Source organism: Streptomyces rishiriensis, from assembly GCF_030815485.1.
Taxonomy (GTDB): Bacteria; Actinomycetota; Actinomycetes; order Streptomycetales; family Streptomycetaceae; genus Streptomyces; species Streptomyces rishiriensis_A.
Genome location: NZ_JAUSWV010000002.1, coordinates 5,485,203 through 5,505,491 on the forward strand (window position 1 = coordinate 5,485,203; position 20,289 = coordinate 5,505,491).

Genomic DNA, 20,289 nt, shown 5'->3' on the forward strand with positions numbered 1-20,289 from the left:
CACGAACCCGTGGCCGCCCGGCACGGACCGGTCGCCGCCCGGCACGGACGCGTCGCCGACCGGCAGATTCCGTCGCCGCCGACCGGTGTTCGCCGGCGGGTGCGAACCGGCCCGGGCTGCTTGAACTGGCTCGATAGACCGCCCTGTTGACCTCATCGCCCCGCGAAGGACGCCCACCCATGGCACTGACCGAACAGACCGAAGAGGCCGCGCCGAGCCCCCCGCGGGCCGCTTCCGGCCCCGCCCTCGTCACGATGGCCGTTGCCGTCACCGGCGGCTTCCTGGCCCTGCTCGACACCACCATCGTCAATGTGTCCCTGCACGAGACCACGGCCCGGTTCGGCTCCATCGGCCAGGTCCAGTGGGTGGTGACCACCTATCTGATGGCGCTGGCCGCCACCATGCCGGCCACCGGATGGCTGGCCACCCGATTCGGGGTACGGCGCGTCTTCGCCGCCGCGACCCTCATGTTCGCGCTCGGCTCGGCGGCCTGCGCGGCCAGCCAGAGCCTGCCCGAGCTGATCGCCGCCCGCGGGATCGCCGGCGCCGCCGCCGGTGTGCTCACCCCCGTGTCGACGATCCTGCTCACCAGCGGCGTGCCCCGCGAACACCTGGGCCGGGTGCAGTCGCTGAACGGCAGCGTCATGCTGATCAGCCCGCTGCTCGGCCCGACGATCGGCGGCCTGCTGGTCGAGGCCGGGGGGTGGTCGGCGGTGTACGTCGTCAACGTCCCGCTGTGCGCCGCCCTGCTCTTCGTCACCCTGCGCCGGGTTCCCCAGGATCCGCCGAGGGGGAGTGCCGCCGCCAAGCCGCTGGACGTGGTCGGCCTGGTGTCCTCGGCCGCCTGCACGGTGTGCACCGTACTGGCCGTGCACGAGTTCTCCGACCACGCCCTCGAGGGGCGGGCGGCCTTCCTGGTCCCGCTGGCCCTCGCCGTGGCGAGCGGTGCCGTGTTCGTCGTACGGGAGCTGCGTGCGGCCCACCCGCTGCTCGACGTCCGCCTGTTCGCCCACCGGGTGTACCGCACGGCCGCGATCAACATCTTCTGCCTCGGCTTCGTCCTCTACTCGCCGATGATGCTCATCCCGCTCTACTTCGAGACCGCCCGCGGCGAGACGGCCGTGACGACCGGGCTGCTGATGTCCACGGGAGGCCTCGGCGTGGTCACCGCGGCCTGGCTGTGCCGGGTGCTGATGAAGCGCCTGGGCGGTGGCGGCACCGTCGTCGTCGGCATCACGCTGACGATGCTGGCGACCGTGCCACTGACCACGCTGTCCGCGGACACGTCGTACGTGCTGCTGTGCGCGAGCTTGGTGGTGCGCGGTCTGGGCACGGGACTGACGATCGTGCCGGCGATGACCCGGGCCTTCCAGTCGATCCGTCCGCAGTCCATCCCGGACGCCTCCTCCCAGCTCAACCTGATCCAGCGGATCGGCGGCACGGTGGCCCTCGCCGTGGTCACGGTGGTCCTGGAGCAGGCCGCCCGGCAGCGCCACGGACTGGTGCCCGGCGCCTTCGCCCACTCCTTCACCTGGGTCCTCGCGATCTACACCGTCACGCTGCTCCCCGCCCTGGCCCTGCTCCTGGCCGACCGCAAGGAGGCCCGCGCCGGCGCGGTGCCCGCGTGACCACGGGGGCCCTGTCGCCGCCCGCCGTCCCCGCCCGGGGGCGGCGGGCGGGAAGGCGAGGACAGGGCCCGAGGCGACCGCCCGGTATGGCGCGCCGCTGACCGGTGCCCGGCGCTCAGCGCGAGGAGGGCAGCCAGCCGTCCTGGACCGCGTGCACCCCCGCCTCGAAGCGGCTGCGCGCGTCCAGGCGTTCCATCAGGGTGGCGGCGGTGCGCCGGGCCGTGCGCGGGGAGACACCGAGGCGCTTGGCGATGGCCTCGTCGGTGTATCCCTGGGCGAGCATCTTGAGCACGGCCCGCTCCTGCGGCGGCATGCCCCTCGCCTCGCACTTCGGCGTGCTGCCCAGCGCGGTCGCGGTGTTCCACACGCCCTCGAAGAGCGCGCACAGGGCGGCGACCGTCCCGGCCCCGCTCAGCACCACGCCGCCGACCCGGGCATCGCTCGTGTCGACCGGCAGCACCGCTTTGCAGCGGTCGAAAATGATCATACGGACCGGCAGCTCGGGCACGGTACGGACCTGTCCGCCGCGGGAGTGCAGCCAGCCCACGTGGTCCAGCGTGGGCTGATGGTTGCGCACGCTGTCGAGATAGACCGTCCGCATCCGCACCCCGCGGTCGAGCAGAGCGGAGTTGGGAGCGCGGCTTGCCTCGAGGTCCTCGGCCCGGTGCGCGCCGCCCGGAGCGAACGTGGCGACCTCCATCTGGGCCGACCGGGCCAGTTCCGCGAGCCGTTCCCTGATGGCGTCCAGGCCGTCCAGCTGTTCGGAACCGCTGTCGATGCCCCGTGGCCGTAGCGAGGAGCATTCGGCGATCAGCTGCGCCGCCGCGGCTCTGGATTTCTCCACGCGCATCTGCTGCGCCGCCAACTCCGCCTGCTGACGGGCCAGCAGCACCTCCATGGCGGTCTCCGGGCCGACGGCCCGGAACCCTATGCCCTGCCGGGTCGATGGCTGGATCAGCGCGAGTTCGCTGAGCCGGTCCAGCCCCGCCCGAACCCGTTCCTCCGGCAGCCCGAGCCGGGACACGAGGACGATGATGCCCTCCAGTGGATTGGCCAGCATCCACCGGTAGATGGCTTCTGCCTCGGCATCCAGTCCCAGAACCTCCAACATGATGCAGTCCCCCTGTTGCTGTCACACACTGCACACACTGTGTTCGAAACTTGGTCCCCCCGAGCTTACTGACCTTGAACTGCGGATGGCGGCTCGGAGGCACGGAGGACGGTTCCGGCCAATCGCTCGGCTTTCAACCATCGGTGGTGCCAGGGTGGGCGCAGCGGCGCGTCCCGGCCGGCGCGAGACGTATCCCGGCCCCTTTCACGGACGACGTTCGGCTCCTTCCCCGTGACGCTTTATGCCATGGCATAAAGCGTCCATCGGGAGCCGGTCCGCCGCTGCTGAAACAGCGTCGAAGATGACGTCATGTATCTCATTCACGTGCGCCTGCGTGCCCCGGCCGAGGCGCCGGCCCTACCCGATCTGGCGGCGATCATCTCCTCGTGTGCCGAGGAAAGCGACGGCCTGGAACACGTCTCCGTGCACGCGCACGCCGAAGAGGGCCTCACGCTGGGCCTCTTCCTCCTCGCCGGCTCTCTCGCCGCGGCCGAGGACAGTGCCGCCCGGCTGACGCGGCGGGCCGTCGAACACCACCCGGACCTGCTCGGCTACGGCGTCGTGACCTCCGGGGCGGTCCTGGTGCCGGGCCCCTGGTGGGACGCGTGAGCCCCGCGTTTCCCCAGGTCGGGGTGGACGGGTTAGGACGCTGCACATTCCGTCCAGCCGTCTGCTGTTCCCTGCGGCCCGCCGGCCGAGCAGAGTTGAGCCATCGACGGAACGAGAGCCGCCGAAGAGTTCACCGAAGAGTCCGCTGAACGGTCCGGAAGTATTCGCTCCGGAAATCCACTCACACATTCGAGGAGAAAATCCATGCAGGGCACCCGTGTCTCCGAAATCGTCGCCGCCGCGCTGATCGTTCTCGGTGGAATGGTGATGACGGTGACCGTCACGGATTCTCCGAAGAACATCACGCACGTCGTCGAGAGCGACCTCCGCACGACCGCGGGCGACCACACCGACGGCGATGTCACCTGGGGCCCCTGAACCATCACGGGGGCATGTGCTGAACCGAGTTGAAAGACATCGGGGGACAGAAGAAATGGAATTCCTGGTCCTGGGATCCCTGGAACTGCGTGAGTCGGGCATCCCGATCCGCGTCCGGGGCATGCGGCAACAGCGGCTCCTCGCCCTGCTGCTCCTCCACGCCAACCGGGTCGTTCCGATGGACGCGCTGGTGGACGAGCTGTGGGAGGACCCGCCGCCGTCGGCCCGTCCGCAGGTGCACAACGCGATCCGCGACCTGCGCCGCATCCTCTCCGCGTCGGACGGGACCAGCCTGGTCACCGTGGACGTCGGCTACCGCCTGGTCGTACCCGAGGACGCCGTGGACGCGCACCGGTTCGCCGACCGGGTGCGCGCGGCCAAGGCGGCTGAGCGGGAGAACCGCTACGCCGAGGCCGTCCGGCTGCTCCAGTCGGCGGTGGACCTCTGGCGCGGTGAGGCCTTCGCCGGCATCCAGTGCCCGGCGGTCTCCGGCGCCGCGGTGAAACTGGCCGAGCAGCGGCTGACCGCCGTGGAGGACCTCGTCGCACTGCGTCTGAAGCTCGGCGAGACCGGCTCCCTCGTCGGCGAACTGCACGCGCTGATCGCGGAGTACCCGCTGCGCGAAGCCCTGCGCGGCAGTCTGATGATCGCCCTGTGCCGCAGCGGCCGGCAGGCCGACGCCCTGGCGGTCTACGACGAGGGCCGGCGGTTCCTGGTGGACGAGCTCGGCCTGGAGCCGAGCCCCCGGCTGCGCGCCCTGCACGCGGAGATCCTCGCCGACTCCCCGGACCTGCACGGCCCGGGCGGACCCGCCCTCGCGGCGGCCGGCGCCGAGCCGCCCGAGGACCGCAGGAGGGGACCGGCCGCGCCTTCCGGCGACGGCAGGCACTACCTGCCCCACGACCTCACGGACTTCACCGGGCGTACCGCGGAGCTGGCCACCCTCTCGGCCGTCGCCGCGCAGGAGCCGGGCGGCTCACCCGTGATGGTGGCGATCGACGGCATGGGAGGGGTCGGCAAGACGACCCTCGCGGTGCGCCTCGCGCACCGGGTCACCGAGCTCTACCCGGACGGGCAGTACTTCATCAACCTGCACGGCTTCAGCGCGACCCGGTCGCCGGTGCCGACCGAACAGGCGCTCGCCGTCCTGCTCCAGACGAGCGGCCTCGCCGCGCAGGAGATCCCGCCCAGCCTGGAGGAGCGCAGCGCCCTGTGGCGTTCACGCCTGGCGGGCCGCCGTTGCCTGGTGGTCCTCGACGACGCGGCGGACACCGCTCACGTCACGCCGCTGCTGCCGGGCACCGGGGGCACGCTGGTGCTGGTGACCAGCCGGCGCAAGCTCACGGCGCTGGACGGCGCCCTGCCGCTCTGCCTCGACGTGCTGCCGCCCGCCGACGCCGTGACGCTGTTCCGGCGGATCGTCGGAGAACCTCGCGTACGACGGGAGCCGGCGCAGGTCGCGCAGGCCGTCGAGCTGTGCGGCAGGCTGCCGCTGGCCCTGCGCATCGCCGCCACCCGGCTCCGCGACCGTCCGGCGTGGGCCGTCGCCGGCCTCGTGGAGCGCCTCGCGCACCCGGCGCAACGGGCCCGCTGTCTCCAGACCGCGGACCGCGACCTCATGGCCGTGCTGCGGGTGTCGTACGACCATCTGAGCGCGCGCGAGAGGCAGTTCAGCCGGCTCATCAGCCTCCAGCCGTCCGCCTCGTACGACATCGCGCACGCGGCCCTCGTCACGGGGCTGCCGGCCGGGGAGGTGGAGCACCACTTCGACGCGCTCATCGAGAACAATCTGATCCGGGAGGACACCCCGGCCCGGTTCTCCTTCCATGGTCTGATCCGGGACTGCACCCGGCAGCTGCTCGCCGAGGAGGCGGGCGCCGCCGCCTGAACCGAATCTCCGTTCCGCCCCTGGTCGTGCCGCGCTTACGATGCGCGCAGTCGTACAACTGCCTGAACCGTCCGAACCAGGAGCACGGTACTCGTGTCCATACCCCCGCCTCCCGGGCCGCACCTGCCCGAGGACCCGTACCAGCCTCCGCAGCCGCAGAGCCCGTACCCGCAGGACCCGTTCGCGCCGCCGCCCCCGCAGGACCCCCACGCCCAGGGGCCGTACGGCCCGCAGGGGGCGGCCGGCCCGGGTCCGGCCGGCGCGTACCCGCAGGCCCCGTACCCGCAACCCGCCTATCCCCAGGCCCCTTACCCGCAGGCCCCCTACCCGCAGCCTCCGTACGGTGCGGTGCCCTACCCCGTCTGGGGGCAGGGCTACAGCCCCTACGGCCGGCCCTCGCCGGTCAACGGCGTGGCCATCGCCTCCCTGGTGCTCAGCCTCCTGTGCTTCCTGCCGGGCGTCGGGCTGCTCCTCGGGATCATCGCGCTGGTGCAGATCAGGAAGCGGGGGGAGCGTGGCAAGGCGATGGCGGTCGTGGGCACCGTCCTGTCCTCGATAGGGCTCGCGGTGTGGGTCGTCGCGCTGGCCACGGGCGGCGCCTCCGACTTCTGGGAGGGCTTCAAGGAGGGCACGACCGCCAACTCCAGTTTCGCGCTGGCCAAGGGCGACTGCTTCGACGTGCCGGGGGAGACCTTCGACGAGGACGTCTACGACGTCGACGAGGTGGCCTGCGCCGGTGAGCACGACGCCGAGGTGTTCGCCACGGTCCCGCTGTCCGGCGACAGCTTCCCGGGCGACGACCACGTCACCGACGTGGCCGACGACAAGTGCTACACCCTCCAGGACGCCTACGCGATGGACCCCTGGGCGATCACCGACGAGGTCGACATCTACTACCTCACGCCCACGGCGGACAGCTGGGACTGGGGCGACCGCGAGATCACCTGTGTCTTCGCCAACGTGGACGAGAAGGGCACCCTGACCGGCTCGCTGCGCGCCGACGCGTCGACGCTGGACGCCGACCAGTTCGCCTTCCTCAAGGCGATGGCCGCAGTCGACGACGCCCTCTTCGAGGAGCCGGAGGAGTACGCCGAGGAGGACCTCGCGGGCAATCGTGCCTGGGCCGCCGACACCGGCGAGGCGACCGGCAACCAGGCGGACCAGCTGGGCAGCCACCTCTGGGATGCGCCGGCCCGGGAAGCGCCGCTGGCCGCCCTGGTGAAGGACATGCGGAACGCGAGCAAGGAATGGGCTGCGGCCGCGAAGGCCTCCGACGCCGACGCCTTCTACGAGCACTACGACACCGCCTACGCGTACGTGGACGGCGCCACCACCGTCACGGCCCGCAAGGCTCTGGGCCTGGCCACCACCCCGCCCACCTATGACGAGGACTCCGAGAGCGGAAGCGGCGGGACGGGCGGGGGCGACAGCGACGGCGGCCTGGATGTGTGATCGCGGACACAGCGGGGAGAAACTGCCTGGGTGAAGGGTTTCCCAGGCACTTGTCATCACATCGAGTGATTCTTTGGCCTTTACTTGCACGGTACAACCCACGGTTGCCAGGCTGTAGCTGTCTGTACAACCTGATGGGAGTGGCCAGTGACATTCGGTGAGCAGCCGGCGTATCTGCGTGTCGCGGGTGATCTCCGCAAGAAGATCGCCGACGGGTCGCTGCCACCGCACACCCGGCTCCCTTCCCAGGCGAGAATCCGGGAGGAGTACGGGGTCTCCGACACCGTCGCCCTCGAGGCGCGCAAGGTGCTGATGGCCGAAGGACTGGTCGAGGGCCGTTCCGGTTCGGGCACGTATGTGCGCGAGCGGCCCGAGCCGCGCCGGATCGCCCGCTCCGGCTACCGCCCGGTGAGCGGCGCCACGCCGTTCCGGCAGGAGCAGGCCGAGGCGCACACCCGGGGGACGTGGGAGTCCAGCAGCGAGCAGGTCGAGGCGGGCGTCTCCGTCGCCGAGCGGCTCGGCATCGCGTCCGGCGACCGCGTGATGTGTACCAGATACGTCTTCCGGGAGGCCGGTGAGGCGATGATGCTCTCCACATCCTGGGAGCCCCTCGCCGTCACCGGTCGCACCCCCGTCATGCTGCCCGAGGAGGGCCCGCTGGGCGGCATGGGTGTCGTCGAGCGGATGCGCGCCATCGACGTGATCGTCGACAACGTCACGGAGGAGGTCGGCGCCCGGCCCGGGCTGGCCGAGGAGTTCCTCGCCCTCGGCGGTGTCCCGGGGCATGTCGTCCTGGTCGTCCAGCGCACGTACTACGCCTCTGGCCGCCCGGTCGAGACGGCCGACGTGGTGATCCCGGCCGACCGTTACCGGGTCGCCTATCACCTGCCGGTGAAGTAGCCGCCGGAGCGCGCCGGGAGCGTCCGCGGGCGCACGGCACGGGCCTCGCCCGGGGCCGCCCCGACGGTGGCGTGGGCGAGCGGTGGGGACAGGAGCGCTGCCCGGGGCGGTAGCGCATGGGCTCGGGCGGCGCACACCCTTTTGGCAGTTGCCCCCGGTATCCGCCCGTCGTGGGCCCGCGCGCGTGCCGTCGGAATCCGGTCGTTTCCGGTTGTTCTCGCAGGTCGTCCCGTAGGTGCCCGGAACCCCGCCGACCGGAGGCATCGTGATGCGCGCACGGCGCGTTCGGTCCCGTGCGCCCCCTGCGTCTTGGCTGGTTGCGTACCTCTTTGTGTAAAGTCGTGTTCGGTGCGTAAAGGTAAGGCGTACGCTCGGGCATATGCGGATTGCGGTTTCCTCAGCAGGCGGGGCGCGAGGCGCGCCGCGGACGGGATCCGGGCGGGACGGGGCGAGAAGGGGGAGTGGGGGGCGATGAACGACAGCACCATCTCTCTGCCCTGGCTCGTCATACGGCAGGACGACAACGGCAATCGCTACCGCGTGGGCAGGTACGCCACCCGGGCCGAGGCCCAGAAGATCGCGGACAGCCTCGACAGCCGCGGCCACAAGCAGCTCTACTGGGTCGAGCGCATCGGCCAGGGGCAGCCGCACGGACAGCCGCAGGCCCAAGCGCAGGCGCAGAACGGCGACGGCACCCGGAACTGACGTCCCGTCCGGTCCCGTAGGCTCCGCCGCATGACCGAACGGATCGTGGTGGTGGGAGCCGCCCTGCTCGACGCCGGCCGCCTGCTCGCCGCGCGCCGCAGCGCACCCCCGGAACTCGCCGGGCGCTGGGAGCTGCCAGGCGGCAAGGTCGAGCAGGGCGAGGCGCCCGAGGCGGCCCTCGTGCGCGAACTGCGCGAGGAGCTCGGCGTCGACGCCGAGACCATGGAGCGCGTGCCCGGAGAGTGGCCGCTGAGGCCTCCTTACGTCCTCCAGGTGTGGACCGCCCGGCTGCGTCCCGGCTCCGCCGCTCCCGAGCCCCTCCAGGACCACGACGCGCTGCGCTGGCTCACCCACGCCGAGATCTGGGACGTCGACTGGCTGGACCAGGACGTACCCGCGGTCCGTGAAACCCTCCCGAAGCTCGACGCAGGAACCCGGGCCCGCTGAACCTGGCCCGGTAGACCCGGGTCCGGCGAGCCCCGGCACCAGCTGAACCCGGACCCGCTGAAGCTGGCTCGCTATACCGGGTCCGGTGGGCCCGGTCCGGTGAGTCCGTGCGCGCTGAACCCGGCCCGCTGAACCCGGCTCGGTATAACCGGTCCAGCGAGCCCGAGGCCGGTGAATCTGAGATCCGTCGAACCGCGCCCGTCGAACCGGGGTCCGCCGATCCAGGTCCGCCGAACGGAACCCGCCGATCCAACCTCCGCCGAACCGAACCCGCCGGACCGGGGTCCCGGTAAGTGTCGTCGGGCGGATCCGGGCGGATCCGGGCGGACCCGGGGGCTTCGGGCGGATCCGGGGGGCTTCGGGCGGGGGTCGGGGCGTGGGGTACGCCGTTCGTGCCACCGTGCGCCCTGCTGTGCGGTACTGCCCCCCGGATATCGGGTATGGGGCCATTAACCCCACGAAACCGGACATGGGTGTACTCGCTGGCCCGGGAAGTGATCGGCGTGATCGACACCGACGGAGAATGCGCCGAGTGGACGTTCCCCGCGGAGCCCGGTGCGGTGCGCACCGCGCGTGGTGCCGTCCGCGGCCAGTTGCACGGCTGGGGCCTGGACGCCCTGAGCGACATCGCGGCGCTGCTGGTCAGCGAGCTGGTCACCAATGCCCTGCGGCACGCGACCGGCCCCATCGGCCTCCGTCTGGTCCGTCCCGCCGGACTGGCGGGCGTCCTGCTCGTCGAGGTCTCGGACCCGCTGCCGGACCCGCCCCGCGAGCGGGTCGCCCGGCCCGAGGACGAGAGTGGTCGCGGACTGCAACTGCTGGCCTCCTCCGCGCGCCGCTGGGGTACCCGGCCCGGGAACACCGGCAAGACGGTCTGGTTCGAGCTGGCGGTGCCGGGTTGACGGGGCGTCCCGCGGGGATGAGCCGGTGTACAGCGGGGCCCGCGGCGTCGCCCGTTCGGTTCCGGTCTCCGACCGGTCCCGGAACAGGTGGTTCGAGGACGTGTCCGCTGGTTAGAAGACTGGAAGTGTTGTCGCGGGACGGTCCGAAAAACACCTGGACCGTGCTGTGATCGTGAACACCGTGTCGTGCGGACCCGTAGTGCTGGATACTGCGGGCAGCCGCCGTCGGTGACCGGTACCGGACGCGGTGAGCTGGAGGGGACGGTTCGCGTGAGCGAGATACCAGCGAAGGCCACGGAGTCCGAGGACCCGTCGGGCGGCGCGAGGGCGAAGGCCGCGGGTGCGCTCGCCGCCGACGCCCCGCACGGCCTCGCCGACGCCCCGGGCGAGGCGGCGACGCCCGGTGACGCCATGTGGCAGAGCAGTCCGCCCGGTTCGATCTACGACTACATCAAGGTCGCCTCGTTCTCGATCGGCCCCGACGGTCTCGTCGACCAGTGGAGCCTGCGCGCCGAGCAGATCTTCGGCATCCCCGCAGACCGGGCCGTCGGCATGGACCCGATCGACGCCTTCGTCGACCCCGACCTGCGCGAACGCGGCCAGCGCAAGATGGCGGAGATCCTCGACGGGCGGGAGTGGACCGGTGTGGTCCCGTTCCGGATGCCGGACCCGGCGCCCGGCGGCGACCGCGGTGAGCAGGGCCTCGCCGAGGTCTACGTCATGCCGACGCGCAGCCTGGACGGCGAGAAGGCCGCCGTGTGCATCGTCGTCGACGTCCGCACGCTCCGCAGCATCGAGACCGACCTCGCCGCCTCGCAGGCCATTTTCGGCCAATCCCCGTTCGGCTTTCTGCTGATCGACCCCGACCTGCGCGTGCGCCGCGCCAATCACCGGTTCGCCTCGATCTTCGGCGGCACCCCCGACGACCACCGCGGCAAGGGCGTCCACGACTACCTGCCCCGGCCCGAGGCCGACCGGGTCAGCGCGACGCTGCGCAGGGTCCTCGAGACCGGCGACTCCATCACGGACATGCACGTCACCGGTTACGTCCCGGGCTCCGACGAGCGCCGGCACTGGTCGGTCAACCTCTACCGCGTGCACAGCGGCACCGGGAGGCCCATCGGCGTCGCCTGGCTCGGCACCGACATCACCGCCCGCCGGGCCGCGGCCCGCGAGGCCGCCGCGGCCCGGCGCAATCTCGCCCTGCTGAACGAGGCGGGCGCCCGCATAGGGAACTCCCTCGACCTCGAGACGACCGCGCGCGAACTCCTCGACGTCGTCGTGCCCGGCTTCTGCGATCTCGCCACCGTGGACCTCTACCAGGGCCTCCTGGCCGGCGACGAGACCCCGCCCGGTCTCGCCGACGGCAGTGCCGAACTGCGCCGGGTGGCCTTCTCCTCGGCCGTCTCCGACGCCCCCTTCGCCGGCACCGGCGCGCCCGTCGCGGTCGGCGCGGTCCACCACTTCCCGTTCAACTCGCCCTGCGCGGACGCCCTGCGCACCGCCCGCCCGCGGGCGGTGCCCGGCGAGGAGGGTGGTCTCGTGCACTCCACCCTCGCCGTCCCGATGGTCGCCCACGACACCGTCGTCGGCCTCGCGCAGTTCTCCCGGACGAAGGGCAGCGAGCCGTTCGGCGACCGGGACCGCGATCTGGCCGTGGAACTGGCGGCGCGGGCGGCGGTCTGTATCGACAACGCGCGTCTGTACCGGCGCGAGCACGAGCGGGCGCTGATGCTGCAGCGGTCGCTGCTGCCGCCCGGCGACCCGGTGGCCTCGGGCCTGGACATCGCCTGCCGCTACCTCCCCGGCAACGTGTCCATGGGGCGCCCCAGCGAGGTCGGCGGCGACTGGTTCGACGTCATCGAACTGCCCGGCCACCGCACGGCGCTGGTGGTGGGCGACGTCATGGGCCGCGGTCTGCGGGCGGCGGTCGCGATGGGCGAACTGCGCACGGCCGTCCGCACGCTGGCGCTGCTGGACCTGGAACCGGCCGAGGTCCTCTCCGCGCTGGACGAGATCGCGCGGGGCCTCGGTACCCCGGGAGGCGTGCAGCAGGCCACCCGGGCCGCCCGCCGCCCCCGTGAGGCGGACCTGTCCGAGGTGTACCTCGCGACGTGTGTGTACGCGGTCTACGACTCGGTGACCCGGCGCTGCACCTTCGCCAACGCCGGCCATCTGCCCCCGGTGCTCGTCGAACCCGGTGAGCCGGCGCTGATGCTCGACGTGCCGCCCGGCATGCCGCTCGGCGTGGGCGGGGAGCCCTTCGAGGAGGTGGAGGTCGAGCTCCCCGAAGGCGCCCTGCTGGCGCTCTACACGGACGGACTGGTCGAATCGCGCGACCACCCGCTGGACGAGGGCCTCAACGCGTTCGTAGGAGCCCTCACCGACCCCTCCGCCCCCCTGGAGGACGTCTGCGACCACGTCCTGAACACCCTCGACTCACACCACGGCGAGGACGACATCGCCCTGCTGATGGCCCGCGTACAGGGCCTGCCCGTCGACTCGGTCGGCGACTGGACCCTGCCGCGCGAACCGCGCAGCGTGGGCCGGGCCCGGGAGTTCGCCCGCGGCCAGTTGCTCTCCTGGGATCTCGAACCCCTCGTCGACACGACGGAACTGCTGGTCAGCGAGCTGGTCACCAACGCCCTGCGGTACGGCGAGGGCGAGATCAGACTGCGGCTGCTTCTCGACCGCACGCTGGTCTGCGAAGTCTGGGACGCGGGCCTCGTCCAGCCGCGCCGCCGCCGTGCCCGGGACACCGACGAGGGCGGCCGGGGCCTCCAGCTCGTGGGCCTGCTGTCGGCGGCCTGGGGCTCGCGTCGCACTCCGCGCGGCAAGACGGTGTGGTTCGAGCTTCCGCTGCCGGACGGCGAGACGGGCTTGGCGGACCCGGCGGAGGCATTGCTCAGCCTCTTCTGAACCCCCTCCGGGCGCCGACCCGCCCATAGCCCGCTGCGTGGCCTTCCCGGGAACGGCCGACGTTTCACGCGGTGCCCGGCCGCGCCCGTGCGGGTCGCGCCGGGCCGGCGTAGCCCGCGGGCGTCCCGTCCTCGGGATCCTCGGCCGGGACGATGCCACCGAGCACGGCCCCGCCGGTGCCGGCCGTCTGCAGGGCGCCGACGGTACCCACGTACGGGTTGCCGTGCGCGCGCACGTCGAGTTCGGCCAGCTCCCGGGCCTCCAGCGCGAGGACGTCGGCGGGTGGACGGTCCGCCGGGTCACCCGTCGCGAGGAGCCGTTCCGCCTCCGCCAGCCGGGTGCGCGCGGTGGCGCCGACCGCGCCCCGGTGTGTCGCGACGAAGTCGGCCGCGGCGGCGGTGGCGGTGCGGGCGGTGATCAGAGCGGCGGCCGGCAGTACCCCGGCGCGCCCCGAGGCGACCGGCGCGGTGGCCCGTACGACGCGACGCAGCATCCCGACCGGATCCGCGGGCTGACCGCCGGTCAACTCCTGCCGGATGGAGCCGAGCACGGCGTCGGCGTGGAGCAGCCGGGCCTGGAACGCGCCCGGGCTCGTCCCGGCGGCACCGCGCGGCCCGAGGCGGGGTCCGGCCGCGGGTGAGGCCGCCGGCCCTGGGTCCGGCCGGGGCCGTGCGGACGGGTCTTCCTGTCGTCTGGCCCGCGCCAGCTCCACCTCCGCCCCCGTGAGGGCGGCCGGCACGGTCTGCTCGGCCGACCGCAGCTCCGCGGCCAGCCGGTCGACGCCCGAGACGAACACGGCGGCCTGGGCGACGGCGCCCTCGGCGGCGCGCAGATGCCGGGCCGCCCGCTCCGACCGCCCCGCATCGGCGGACTGCCGGGCCTGGTTCAGCCGGACGGTGGCGAAAAGGAGACGGTCCTTGGCCTGCTCGACGCTCCCGGTGACCGAGGCGGTGGCCGTCGGCGCGTAACGCTCCCGGAGTTCCGCCAGAACCGCTTCCGAGGCCCCTGCACGCCCCGCCAGCTCCCGGAACCGGCTCTCGGCGGCCCCCAGCGCCTCGCCCAGCCCCTGTTCCAGTCCCCGCAGCCGCCCGAACTCCGCGGCCACGGAGTCCAGCCGCCGTCCGGCCTCCGCACACCGTCCGAGGATCCCGGCCAGCGCGTGCTCGCGGGCCGCCTCCTCCGTCGGCACCCCCTCGTCGTACCGCTGCCGCATCCGGAAGGCGGCGGCGAGTTCGGTCTCCGCCTCGCGGACGGCCCGCCGGAAGGCCGCCGCCTCCTCCGCAGGGCACAGCGCCTCGGCGAAGCCGAGCTCGGTACGCGCCGCCCGGACCCGGTTGTCGGCCCCGACCAGCGCCCCGCAGGCCTGTTCGTCGAGGGCGGCGAGGGGCGGCGACGACTTCGCCTGCGGCGCGCCGCCGACTCCGCCGGGAGTCGTCCGAACACGGGTGCGCCGGACGCGCCGCAGGTACCCGTACCCGGCGATCGCTCCGGCCGCGCCGACCGCCACCAGCGGCAGCACCAGATCGACGGTCGACCGCTCGTCGTCCTCGGCCGCTGCGGCGCTCGCGCCGGGCGCCGGGTTCTTGATCGCAACCGGAGCGTCGCCACCCGACGTCATCCCTGGCAACACCAGCCACACGACCCCGACCGCACCGCCCAGCACGGCATGCGCAACCCGCACGGATATGTGCGACGTGGCACGCCGCGGCCGGCCCCGGAGCAAGGAAGAGGTCACATTTGGGAGCGTATGGCCGCGATTACGGCAACGCGACCGGGATGCACCCGACACGGGGCCGGTGGGAAGGAACAACACGCGAGGGGGGAACCGCGATGGAACGGCCACCGGGTCGGACGGAGAACAAGACGGGGACCGGGACCGGGACGACCGAGACGGGGACCGGGACGGGGATGGAGACCGAGACGGAGTCGGGGACCGGGACCGGGACCGGGACGGGGACGGGGACGGGGACCGAGACCGGGACGGGGACCGGGACCGAGACCGGGGCGGGGACCGAGTCGAAGCCGAAGCCGGAGAAGAAGCGGGAGAGGGAGCGGGAGAGGGAGACGGAGGGGAAGTCACCGGCAGCACCGGGGGCGGGGGAGGCGTCGGCCGAGGGCGTCGCGGCGGGCGGCGAAAGGGCCGGGGGTGGTGCCGGTGGATCGGGGGATGCCGGTGGCGCCGAGGGGAACGGCACGGGCGGCGATCCCGGCACCGGGACGGTCCGTCGGCGCGGGCGTCGCGGACGGCTGGTGCGTCGCACCGGCCTCGCCCTGGTCCTGCTCCTCCTCGTCCCGGTCCTCGCCGCCGAGACCGCCCTTCGCGTGAACTATCTGGGCGACCTCGCCGACGGCACGTACACCCGCGGCAAGGACGCCATCTGGCTGGGCCACGCCTGGGTGGACGGCCGCAAGACCGACGCCGACGTCAAGGCCCTGGCCGGCCGTCTCGGAGACACCGGCATCCGCGACCTGTACGTCCACGCCGGCCCCCTGGAGCACGACGGCACGCTCCCCGCGTCCGCGTACGCGGGCGCGGGCCGCTTCATAGCCGCGATCCACCGGGAATCCCCGAAGCTCCGCGTCCAGGCCTGGCTCGGTGACGTGCTCGCCACCGAGAGCCCGAACGGCATGCGGCTGGAGCGGGCGGGGACCCGTGCCGCGGTCGTGCGGTCCACCCGGGAGATCCTCGCCGCGGGCTTCCAGGGCGCCCACTTCGACCTCGAGCCGCTCCACTCCGGCGACGGCGACTACCTCGGCCTCCTGGACGACCTGCGCGCCGTCACCAGGGCGCGGCACGCCCAACTCTCCGTCGCCGCCCACCAGATCGATCCGGTGCCCGGCTTCCACTCCTTCTGGGGCACGACCACCGGCCACCCCAAGTGGTGGTCGCAGAAGTTCTTCGGCGAGGTCGCCCGTCGCGTCGACCAGATCGCCGTGATGTCGTACGACACCATGCAGCCGCTGCAGAGCACGTACGGCGGTTACGTCGCCCAGCAGACCTCGCTCGCCCTGGAGGTCACCCCGGCCTCCACCGACCTCCTGATGGGCCTGCCCTTCTACCACGAGAACCGGTTCGGCCACTGGAATCACGCCGAGACCGTCGCCGCCGCCGTCCGGGGCGTGCGGCTGGGGCTGTCCCGCACGGACGCGGACCGCCAGAACTTCGGCGTCGCGGCGTACGTGGACTTCGCGGCCACCGAGCAGGACTGGACGTCGTACGAGAACGGCTGGGTCCGGTAGCCCGTGGGCATGTCGCGGCCGTCACGACCCGGCGCGCGCCCCGGCCGCCCCCGGCGTCTACGACGAGCGCCTCCTGATCTTCGACCCCAGCCACACCAGCGGGTCGTACTTGCGGTCGATCACCCGTTCCTTGAGGGGGATCAACGCGTTGTCCGTGATCTTGATGCCCTCTGGGCAGACCTCCGTGCAGCACTTGGTGATGTTGCAGTAGCCGAGGCCGTGTTCGTCCTGGGCCGTGCGCCCACGGTCCAGGCCGCTCTCCCCGGCCGCGTCCAGCGGGTGCATGTCCAGTTCGGCGACGCGCATGAGGAAGCGGGGCCCCGCGAACGCCGTCTTGTTCTCCTCGTGGTCGCGGACGACATGGCAGGTGTCCTGGCACAGGAAGCACTCGATGCACTTGCGGAACTCCTGCGGACGGTCCACGTCCTCCTGGAACATCCGGTACTCGCCGGGGCCGACCCCTTCGGGCGGCACGAACGCCGGGACCTCCCTCGCCTTCCGGTAGTTGAAGCCGACGTCGGTGACGAGATCCCGGATCACCGGGAAGGCGCGCAGCGGCGTGACGGTGATCGTCTCCTCGCGGTCGAACACCGACATACGGGTCATGCACAGCAGCCGGGGCCGCCCGTTGATCTCCGCGGAGCACGAACCGCACTTGCCGGCCTTGCAGTTCCAGCGGACGGCGAGATCAGGGACCTGGGTGGACTGGAGGCGGTGGATGATGTCCAGGACCACCTCGCCGTCGTGGACCTCGACCTCGAAGTCCTTGAGGCCGCCGCCCTCGATGTCGCCCCGCCACACCCGGAACCGGGCCTGGTAGCTGCTCATTCGTACAGCTCCTCTTCGGTGAGGTACTTCACCAGCTCCTCCTTCTCGAAGAGGGCGAGCAGGTCGGGGCGGATGGGTTCGGTGTTCTCGCGGGTGAGGGCGATCCGGCCGCGGGCGGGGTCCGTCGCCGCCCGGACCCCGGTGGAGTCCGCCGGTGCGCACAGCAGGTTGACGTTGCGCCACGCGCGGTCCATCGCCGGATGGTCCTCGCGGGTGTGCCCGCCGCGCGACTCGGTGCGTTCCAGTGCCGCCCGGGCCACGCACTCGCTGACCAGCAGCATGTTCCGCAGGTCGAGCGCCAGGTGCCAGCCGGGGTTGAACTGCCGGTGCCCCTCGACCCCGGCCCGCTGCGCCCGTACCCGCAGCTCGGCCAGCTTCTCGAGGGCGTGTTCCATCTCGCCCTCCCGGCGGATGATGCCGACCAGGTCGTTCATGGTCTGCTGGAGTTCCTGATGGAGGGTGTACGGGTTCTCCGGCGCGTGGCCGGCCGGGTCCCCGGGGCCCTGGGGTCCCTCCGCGGAGAACGGTCGCAGCGCCTCCGCGGCCGCCGCGTCGACCTGCTCGTCGTCCACCGCCGGCCGTGTCGGTCCGAGGTCCGCGGTGTACCGCGCCGCGTGCAGTCCCGCCCGGCGGCCGAACACCAGCAGGTCCGAGAGCGAGTTGCCGCCGAGCCGGTTGGAGCCGTGCATGCCGCCGGCCACCTCGCCGGCCGCGAACAGTCCCGGCACCCCGCGGGCGGCCGCCGTCTCGGAGTCGACCGCGATACCGCCCATCACGTAGTGACAGGTCGGTCCGACCTCCATGGCCTCCGCCGTGATGTCGACGTCGGCCAGCTCCTTGAACTGGTGGTACATGGAGGGCAGCCGGCGCTTGATGACCTCGGCGGGCATCCGCGTCGACACGTCCAGGAAGACCCCGCCGTGCGGGGAGCCGCGTCCGGCCTTCACCTCCGAGTTGATGGCGCGGGCCACCTCGTCACGCGGGAGCAGTTCCGGCGGCCGCCGGTTGTGCTCCGGGTCCTCGTACCAGCGGTCGCCCTCCTCCTCCGACTCGGCGTACTTCTCCTTGAAGACGTCCGGGACGTAGTCGAACATGAACCGCTTGCCCTCGGAGTTCCTCAGCACTCCGCCGTCGCCGCGCACCGACTCGGTGACGAGGATGCCCTTCACCGACGGCGGCCAGACCATGCCCGTCGGGTGGAACTGCACGAACTCCATGTTGAGCAGCGGGGCGCCGGCGAGCAGGGCCAGCGCGTGGCCGTCGCCCGTGTACTCCCACGAGTTCGACGTGACCTTGAAGGACTTGCCGATGCCGCCCGTCGCGATCACCACGGCGGGCGCCCGCAGGACGAAGAAGCGGCCGCTCTCGCGCTCGTAGGCGAAGACCCCGCTCACCCGTGAGCCGTCCTTGAGGACGCGGGTGACCGTGCACTCCTGGAAGACCTTCAGCCGGGACTCGTAGTCGCCGCTCTCGCGGTGGTCCTCCTGCTGGAGCGCGACGATCTTCTGCTGGAGCGTGCGGATCAGCTCCAGGCCCGTCCGGTCGCCGACGTGCGCGAGGCGCGGGTACTCGTGGCCGCCGAAGTTGCGCTGGGAGATCCGGCCGTCCTTGGTGCGGTCGAAGAGGGCGCCCCAGGTCTCCAGCTCCCACACCCGGTCCGGGGCCTCCTGGGCGTGCAGCTCGGCCATCCGCCACTGGTTGAGGAACTTGCCGCCGCGCAGCGTGTCGCGGAAGTGGACCTGCCAGTTGTCGTGCTCGTTGGCGTTGGCCATCGCCGCCGCGATGCCGCCCTCGGCCATCACCGTGTGCGCCTTGCCGAACAGCGACTTGCAGATGACGGCGGTGCGGGCGCCGCGTTCGCGCGCCTCGATGGCGGCACGCAGTCCGGCGCCTCCCGCGCCGACCACGACGACGTCCCACTCCTGGCGGTCGACCACGGACATCAGCGAGCCCCACTCATCTAGAAGAACCTCGGATCGTCGAAGACGCCGGACGCGACGAGATACACGTAGAAGTCGGCGAGCGCCACGCTCACCAGCGACACCCATGCCAGCAGCATGTGACGGGCGTTGAGCTTCCCCACGAACCGCCAGGCCCGGTAGCGCACGGGGTGTCTGGAGAAATGCTTCAGCTGGCCGCCGACGATGTGCCGGCAGGAATGGCAGGAGATGGTGTACGCCCAGATCAGCACGATGTTGACCAGGAAGACCAGGGTCCCGAGGCCCATGTGGCCCCACGCGTAGTGCTCGTCGCGGAAGGCGAGCACGGTGTCGTAGGTGAGGATCCCGGCGACGAGGATCGCGGCGTAGAAGAAGTACCGGTGGATGTTCTGCAGGATCAGCGGGAAGCGGGTCTCGCCGGTGTATTTCCGGTGGGGCTCGGCCACCGCGCAGGCGGGCGGCGACGCCCAGAAGCCGCGGTAGTAGGCCTTGCGGTAGTAGTAGCAGGTCAGGCGGAAGCCGAGCGGGAAGATCAGGATGAGGATCGCGGGGGAGAGGCCCCACCAGCCGCCGAACAGGTCCCAGTTCGGACCGGACCGCATGCTCTGGCAGTTCTCCGCCAGACACGGCGAGAAGAAGGGCGAGACGTAGGGCGCCGCGTAGTAGTCCGCGTTCGCGAAGGCCCGCCAGGTCGAGTAGACGACGAAGGCCAGCAGGCCGGCGGTGGTGGCCGCGGGAGCCAGCCACCAGCGGTCGCTCCGCAGATGAGGAGCGGCGATCGCGGCGCGCCCGGCGCCGCGTACGCCGCTCGGGGGACGGTGGTCGGTGGGTGAGGGTTCCGTACCAGTGGCCAACTCAGGACTCCGGTCGGGTCAGGGGGCGTGCCGGCCCCGGGTGCCGAGTCCCTCGTCGTCCGTGTCGATCCACAGGGAGTCGTCGTAGGGGGTGTCGGGGATGGTGACGAGCTCCGGCCTGCGCGACGAGCCGGGCTGGGACACGGCCGCGCGCAGCAGCGCGACGCTCTCCCTCAGATGGTCGGCGTCGGCTCGGACCCGGCGCATTTCCAGGTCGGTGCTGCCGAGCTGCTGCTCGAGGCGGCCGACGGACCGGGAGAGGTCGTCGAGGCAGCGCTGCGCCATTGTCAGATCGTCGTGCACGGACATGAGCAGTCCTCGCTTCCGTGTGGGCTGGGCCCTGGACGGCAACGTTCATGCGCCTGCGAGTGTTGCGCGTCACACCGGTGGATGTGAAGGCGTATGCAGCGATTGGCGGGTGCGTTGCTCCGCACGAGTGGCCTCGGCAGGCCCTGCCGCCGTGTCGCCCACGGCAGGCGAACCCTTTC

17 protein-coding genes are annotated in these 20,289 nt (G+C 72.2%); 11 read left to right on the forward strand and 6 right to left on the reverse strand.

From position 1 onward, the window contains the following. Positions 1-179 precede the first annotated feature (179 nt). Positions 180-1,628 carry a DHA2 family efflux MFS transporter permease subunit gene (locus tag QF030_RS27045; RefSeq protein WP_307165204.1) on the forward strand — a complete coding sequence of 483 codons (1,449 nt, stop codon included), beginning with the start codon at positions 180-182 and terminating at the stop codon, positions 1,626-1,628. 115 nt (positions 1,629-1,743) lie between these two features. Here the strand turns inward: QF030_RS27045 and QF030_RS27050 are convergent, their stop codons facing one another. Then, positions 1,744-2,739, reverse strand: coding sequence for a helix-turn-helix domain-containing protein (locus QF030_RS27050; RefSeq protein ID WP_307165205.1), 996 nt, complete (start codon positions 2,737-2,739; stop codon positions 1,744-1,746). A gap of 309 nt (positions 2,740-3,048) precedes the next feature. Here QF030_RS27050 and QF030_RS27055 point away from each other — a divergent pair, with 309 nt between their 5' ends. The 9 genes from QF030_RS27055 to QF030_RS27095 all read left to right on the forward strand — a co-directional run bounded on the left by QF030_RS27055 (position 3,049) and on the right by QF030_RS27095 (position 12,939). Then, positions 3,049-3,348 (forward strand): hypothetical protein, encoded by a 300-nt coding sequence (locus tag QF030_RS27055; protein ID WP_307165206.1) that lies wholly within the window; start codon positions 3,049-3,051, stop codon positions 3,346-3,348. A gap of 204 nt (positions 3,349-3,552) precedes the next feature. After that, on the forward strand, positions 3,553-3,726 hold the full coding sequence (locus tag QF030_RS27060; protein ID WP_307165207.1) for a hypothetical protein: 174 nt from the start codon (positions 3,553-3,555) through the stop codon (positions 3,724-3,726). Between the two features lie 55 nt (positions 3,727-3,781). Beyond that, positions 3,782-5,614, forward strand: coding sequence for an AfsR/SARP family transcriptional regulator (locus tag QF030_RS27065; RefSeq protein WP_307165208.1), 1,833 nt, complete (start codon positions 3,782-3,784; stop codon positions 5,612-5,614). Positions 5,615-5,707: 93 nt separating this feature from the next. Next, positions 5,708-7,066, forward strand: coding sequence for a DUF4190 domain-containing protein (locus tag QF030_RS27070; RefSeq protein ID WP_307165209.1), 1,359 nt, complete (start codon positions 5,708-5,710; stop codon positions 7,064-7,066). A gap of 147 nt (positions 7,067-7,213) precedes the next feature. Further along, complete coding sequence (locus tag QF030_RS27075; protein ID WP_307165210.1) at positions 7,214-7,966, forward strand: GntR family transcriptional regulator; 753 nt, start codon at positions 7,214-7,216, stop codon at positions 7,964-7,966. 471 nt (positions 7,967-8,437) lie between these two features. Next, a complete protein-coding gene (locus tag QF030_RS27080; RefSeq protein ID WP_307165211.1) occupies positions 8,438-8,671 on the forward strand; it encodes an SPOR domain-containing protein in 234 nt (77 codons plus the stop codon). A 30-nt stretch (positions 8,672-8,701) separates the two neighbouring features. Continuing rightward, positions 8,702-9,118 carry a (deoxy)nucleoside triphosphate pyrophosphohydrolase gene (locus QF030_RS27085; protein ID WP_307165212.1) on the forward strand — a complete coding sequence of 139 codons (417 nt, stop codon included), beginning with the start codon at positions 8,702-8,704 and terminating at the stop codon, positions 9,116-9,118. Between the two features lie 473 nt (positions 9,119-9,591). Then, complete coding sequence (locus QF030_RS27090) at positions 9,592-10,020, forward strand: ATP-binding protein (protein WP_307165213.1); 429 nt, start codon at positions 9,592-9,594, stop codon at positions 10,018-10,020. Positions 10,021-10,290: 270 nt separating this feature from the next. Beyond that, the gene (locus QF030_RS27095; RefSeq protein ID WP_307165214.1) at positions 10,291-12,939 is read left to right on the forward strand and encodes a SpoIIE family protein phosphatase; all 2,649 of its coding nucleotides are present in this window, start codon (positions 10,291-10,293) and stop codon (positions 12,937-12,939) included. Positions 12,940-13,003: 64 nt separating this feature from the next. On the opposite strand, the gene QF030_RS27100 is transcribed toward QF030_RS27095, so the two are convergent. Continuing rightward, positions 13,004-14,620, reverse strand: a complete 1,617-nt coding sequence (locus QF030_RS27100; protein ID WP_307165215.1) for a hypothetical protein — start codon at positions 14,618-14,620, stop codon at positions 13,004-13,006. 227 nt (positions 14,621-14,847) lie between these two features. Here QF030_RS27100 and QF030_RS27105 point away from each other — a divergent pair, with 227 nt between their 5' ends. Beyond that, positions 14,848-16,179: a hypothetical protein gene (locus QF030_RS27105; protein WP_307165216.1), complete on the forward strand. Its 1,332-nt coding sequence runs from the start codon at positions 14,848-14,850 to the stop codon at positions 16,177-16,179. A gap of 57 nt (positions 16,180-16,236) precedes the next feature. On the opposite strand, the gene QF030_RS27110 is transcribed toward QF030_RS27105, so the two are convergent. Genes QF030_RS27110 through QF030_RS27125 form a run of 4 tightly spaced genes read right to left on the reverse strand, consistent with a single transcriptional unit; the run spans position 16,237 to position 20,110 of the window. Beyond that, complete coding sequence (locus tag QF030_RS27110; RefSeq protein ID WP_307165217.1) at positions 16,237-17,007, reverse strand: succinate dehydrogenase/fumarate reductase iron-sulfur subunit; 771 nt, start codon at positions 17,005-17,007, stop codon at positions 16,237-16,239. Next, positions 17,004-18,950, reverse strand: a complete 1,947-nt coding sequence (locus tag QF030_RS27115) for a fumarate reductase/succinate dehydrogenase flavoprotein subunit (RefSeq protein WP_307165218.1) — start codon at positions 18,948-18,950, stop codon at positions 17,004-17,006. Before QF030_RS27115 ends, QF030_RS27110 begins: the two co-directional genes overlap by 4 nt. A 17-nt stretch (positions 18,951-18,967) precedes the next feature. Further along, on the reverse strand, positions 18,968-19,801 hold the full coding sequence (locus tag QF030_RS27120) for a hypothetical protein (RefSeq protein WP_307165219.1): 834 nt from the start codon (positions 19,799-19,801) through the stop codon (positions 18,968-18,970). Positions 19,802-19,819: 18 nt separating this feature from the next. Then, a complete protein-coding gene (locus tag QF030_RS27125) occupies positions 19,820-20,110 on the reverse strand; it encodes a hypothetical protein (RefSeq protein WP_307165220.1) in 291 nt (96 codons plus the stop codon). Positions 20,111-20,289: the final 179 nt, after the last annotated feature.

What these genes read in the sequence shown, in the direction of transcription:
- QF030_RS27045 (WP_307165204.1), top strand. Translation starts at nt 180, where the DNA reads ATGGCACTGACCGAACAGACCGAAGAGGCCGCGCCGAGCCCCCCGCGG.
- QF030_RS27050 (WP_307165205.1), bottom strand. Translation starts at nt 2,739, where the DNA reads ATGTTGGAGGTTCTGGGACTGGATGCCGAGGCAGAAGCCATCTACCGG.
- QF030_RS27055 (WP_307165206.1), top strand. Translation starts at nt 3,049, where the DNA reads ATGTATCTCATTCACGTGCGCCTGCGTGCCCCGGCCGAGGCGCCGGCC.
- QF030_RS27060 (WP_307165207.1), top strand. Translation starts at nt 3,553, where the DNA reads ATGCAGGGCACCCGTGTCTCCGAAATCGTCGCCGCCGCGCTGATCGTT.
- QF030_RS27065 (WP_307165208.1), top strand. Translation starts at nt 3,782, where the DNA reads ATGGAATTCCTGGTCCTGGGATCCCTGGAACTGCGTGAGTCGGGCATC.
- QF030_RS27080 (WP_307165211.1), top strand. Translation starts at nt 8,438, where the DNA reads ATGAACGACAGCACCATCTCTCTGCCCTGGCTCGTCATACGGCAGGAC.
- QF030_RS27085 (WP_307165212.1), top strand. Translation starts at nt 8,702, where the DNA reads ATGACCGAACGGATCGTGGTGGTGGGAGCCGCCCTGCTCGACGCCGGC.
- QF030_RS27105 (WP_307165216.1), top strand. Translation starts at nt 14,848, where the DNA reads ATGGAGACCGAGACGGAGTCGGGGACCGGGACCGGGACCGGGACGGGG.
- QF030_RS27110 (WP_307165217.1), bottom strand. Translation starts at nt 17,007, where the DNA reads ATGAGCAGCTACCAGGCCCGGTTCCGGGTGTGGCGGGGCGACATCGAG.
- QF030_RS27115 (WP_307165218.1), bottom strand. Translation starts at nt 18,950, where the DNA reads ATGTCCGTGGTCGACCGCCAGGAGTGGGACGTCGTCGTGGTCGGCGCG.
- QF030_RS27125 (WP_307165220.1), bottom strand. Translation starts at nt 20,110, where the DNA reads ATGTCCGTGCACGACGATCTGACAATGGCGCAGCGCTGCCTCGACGAC.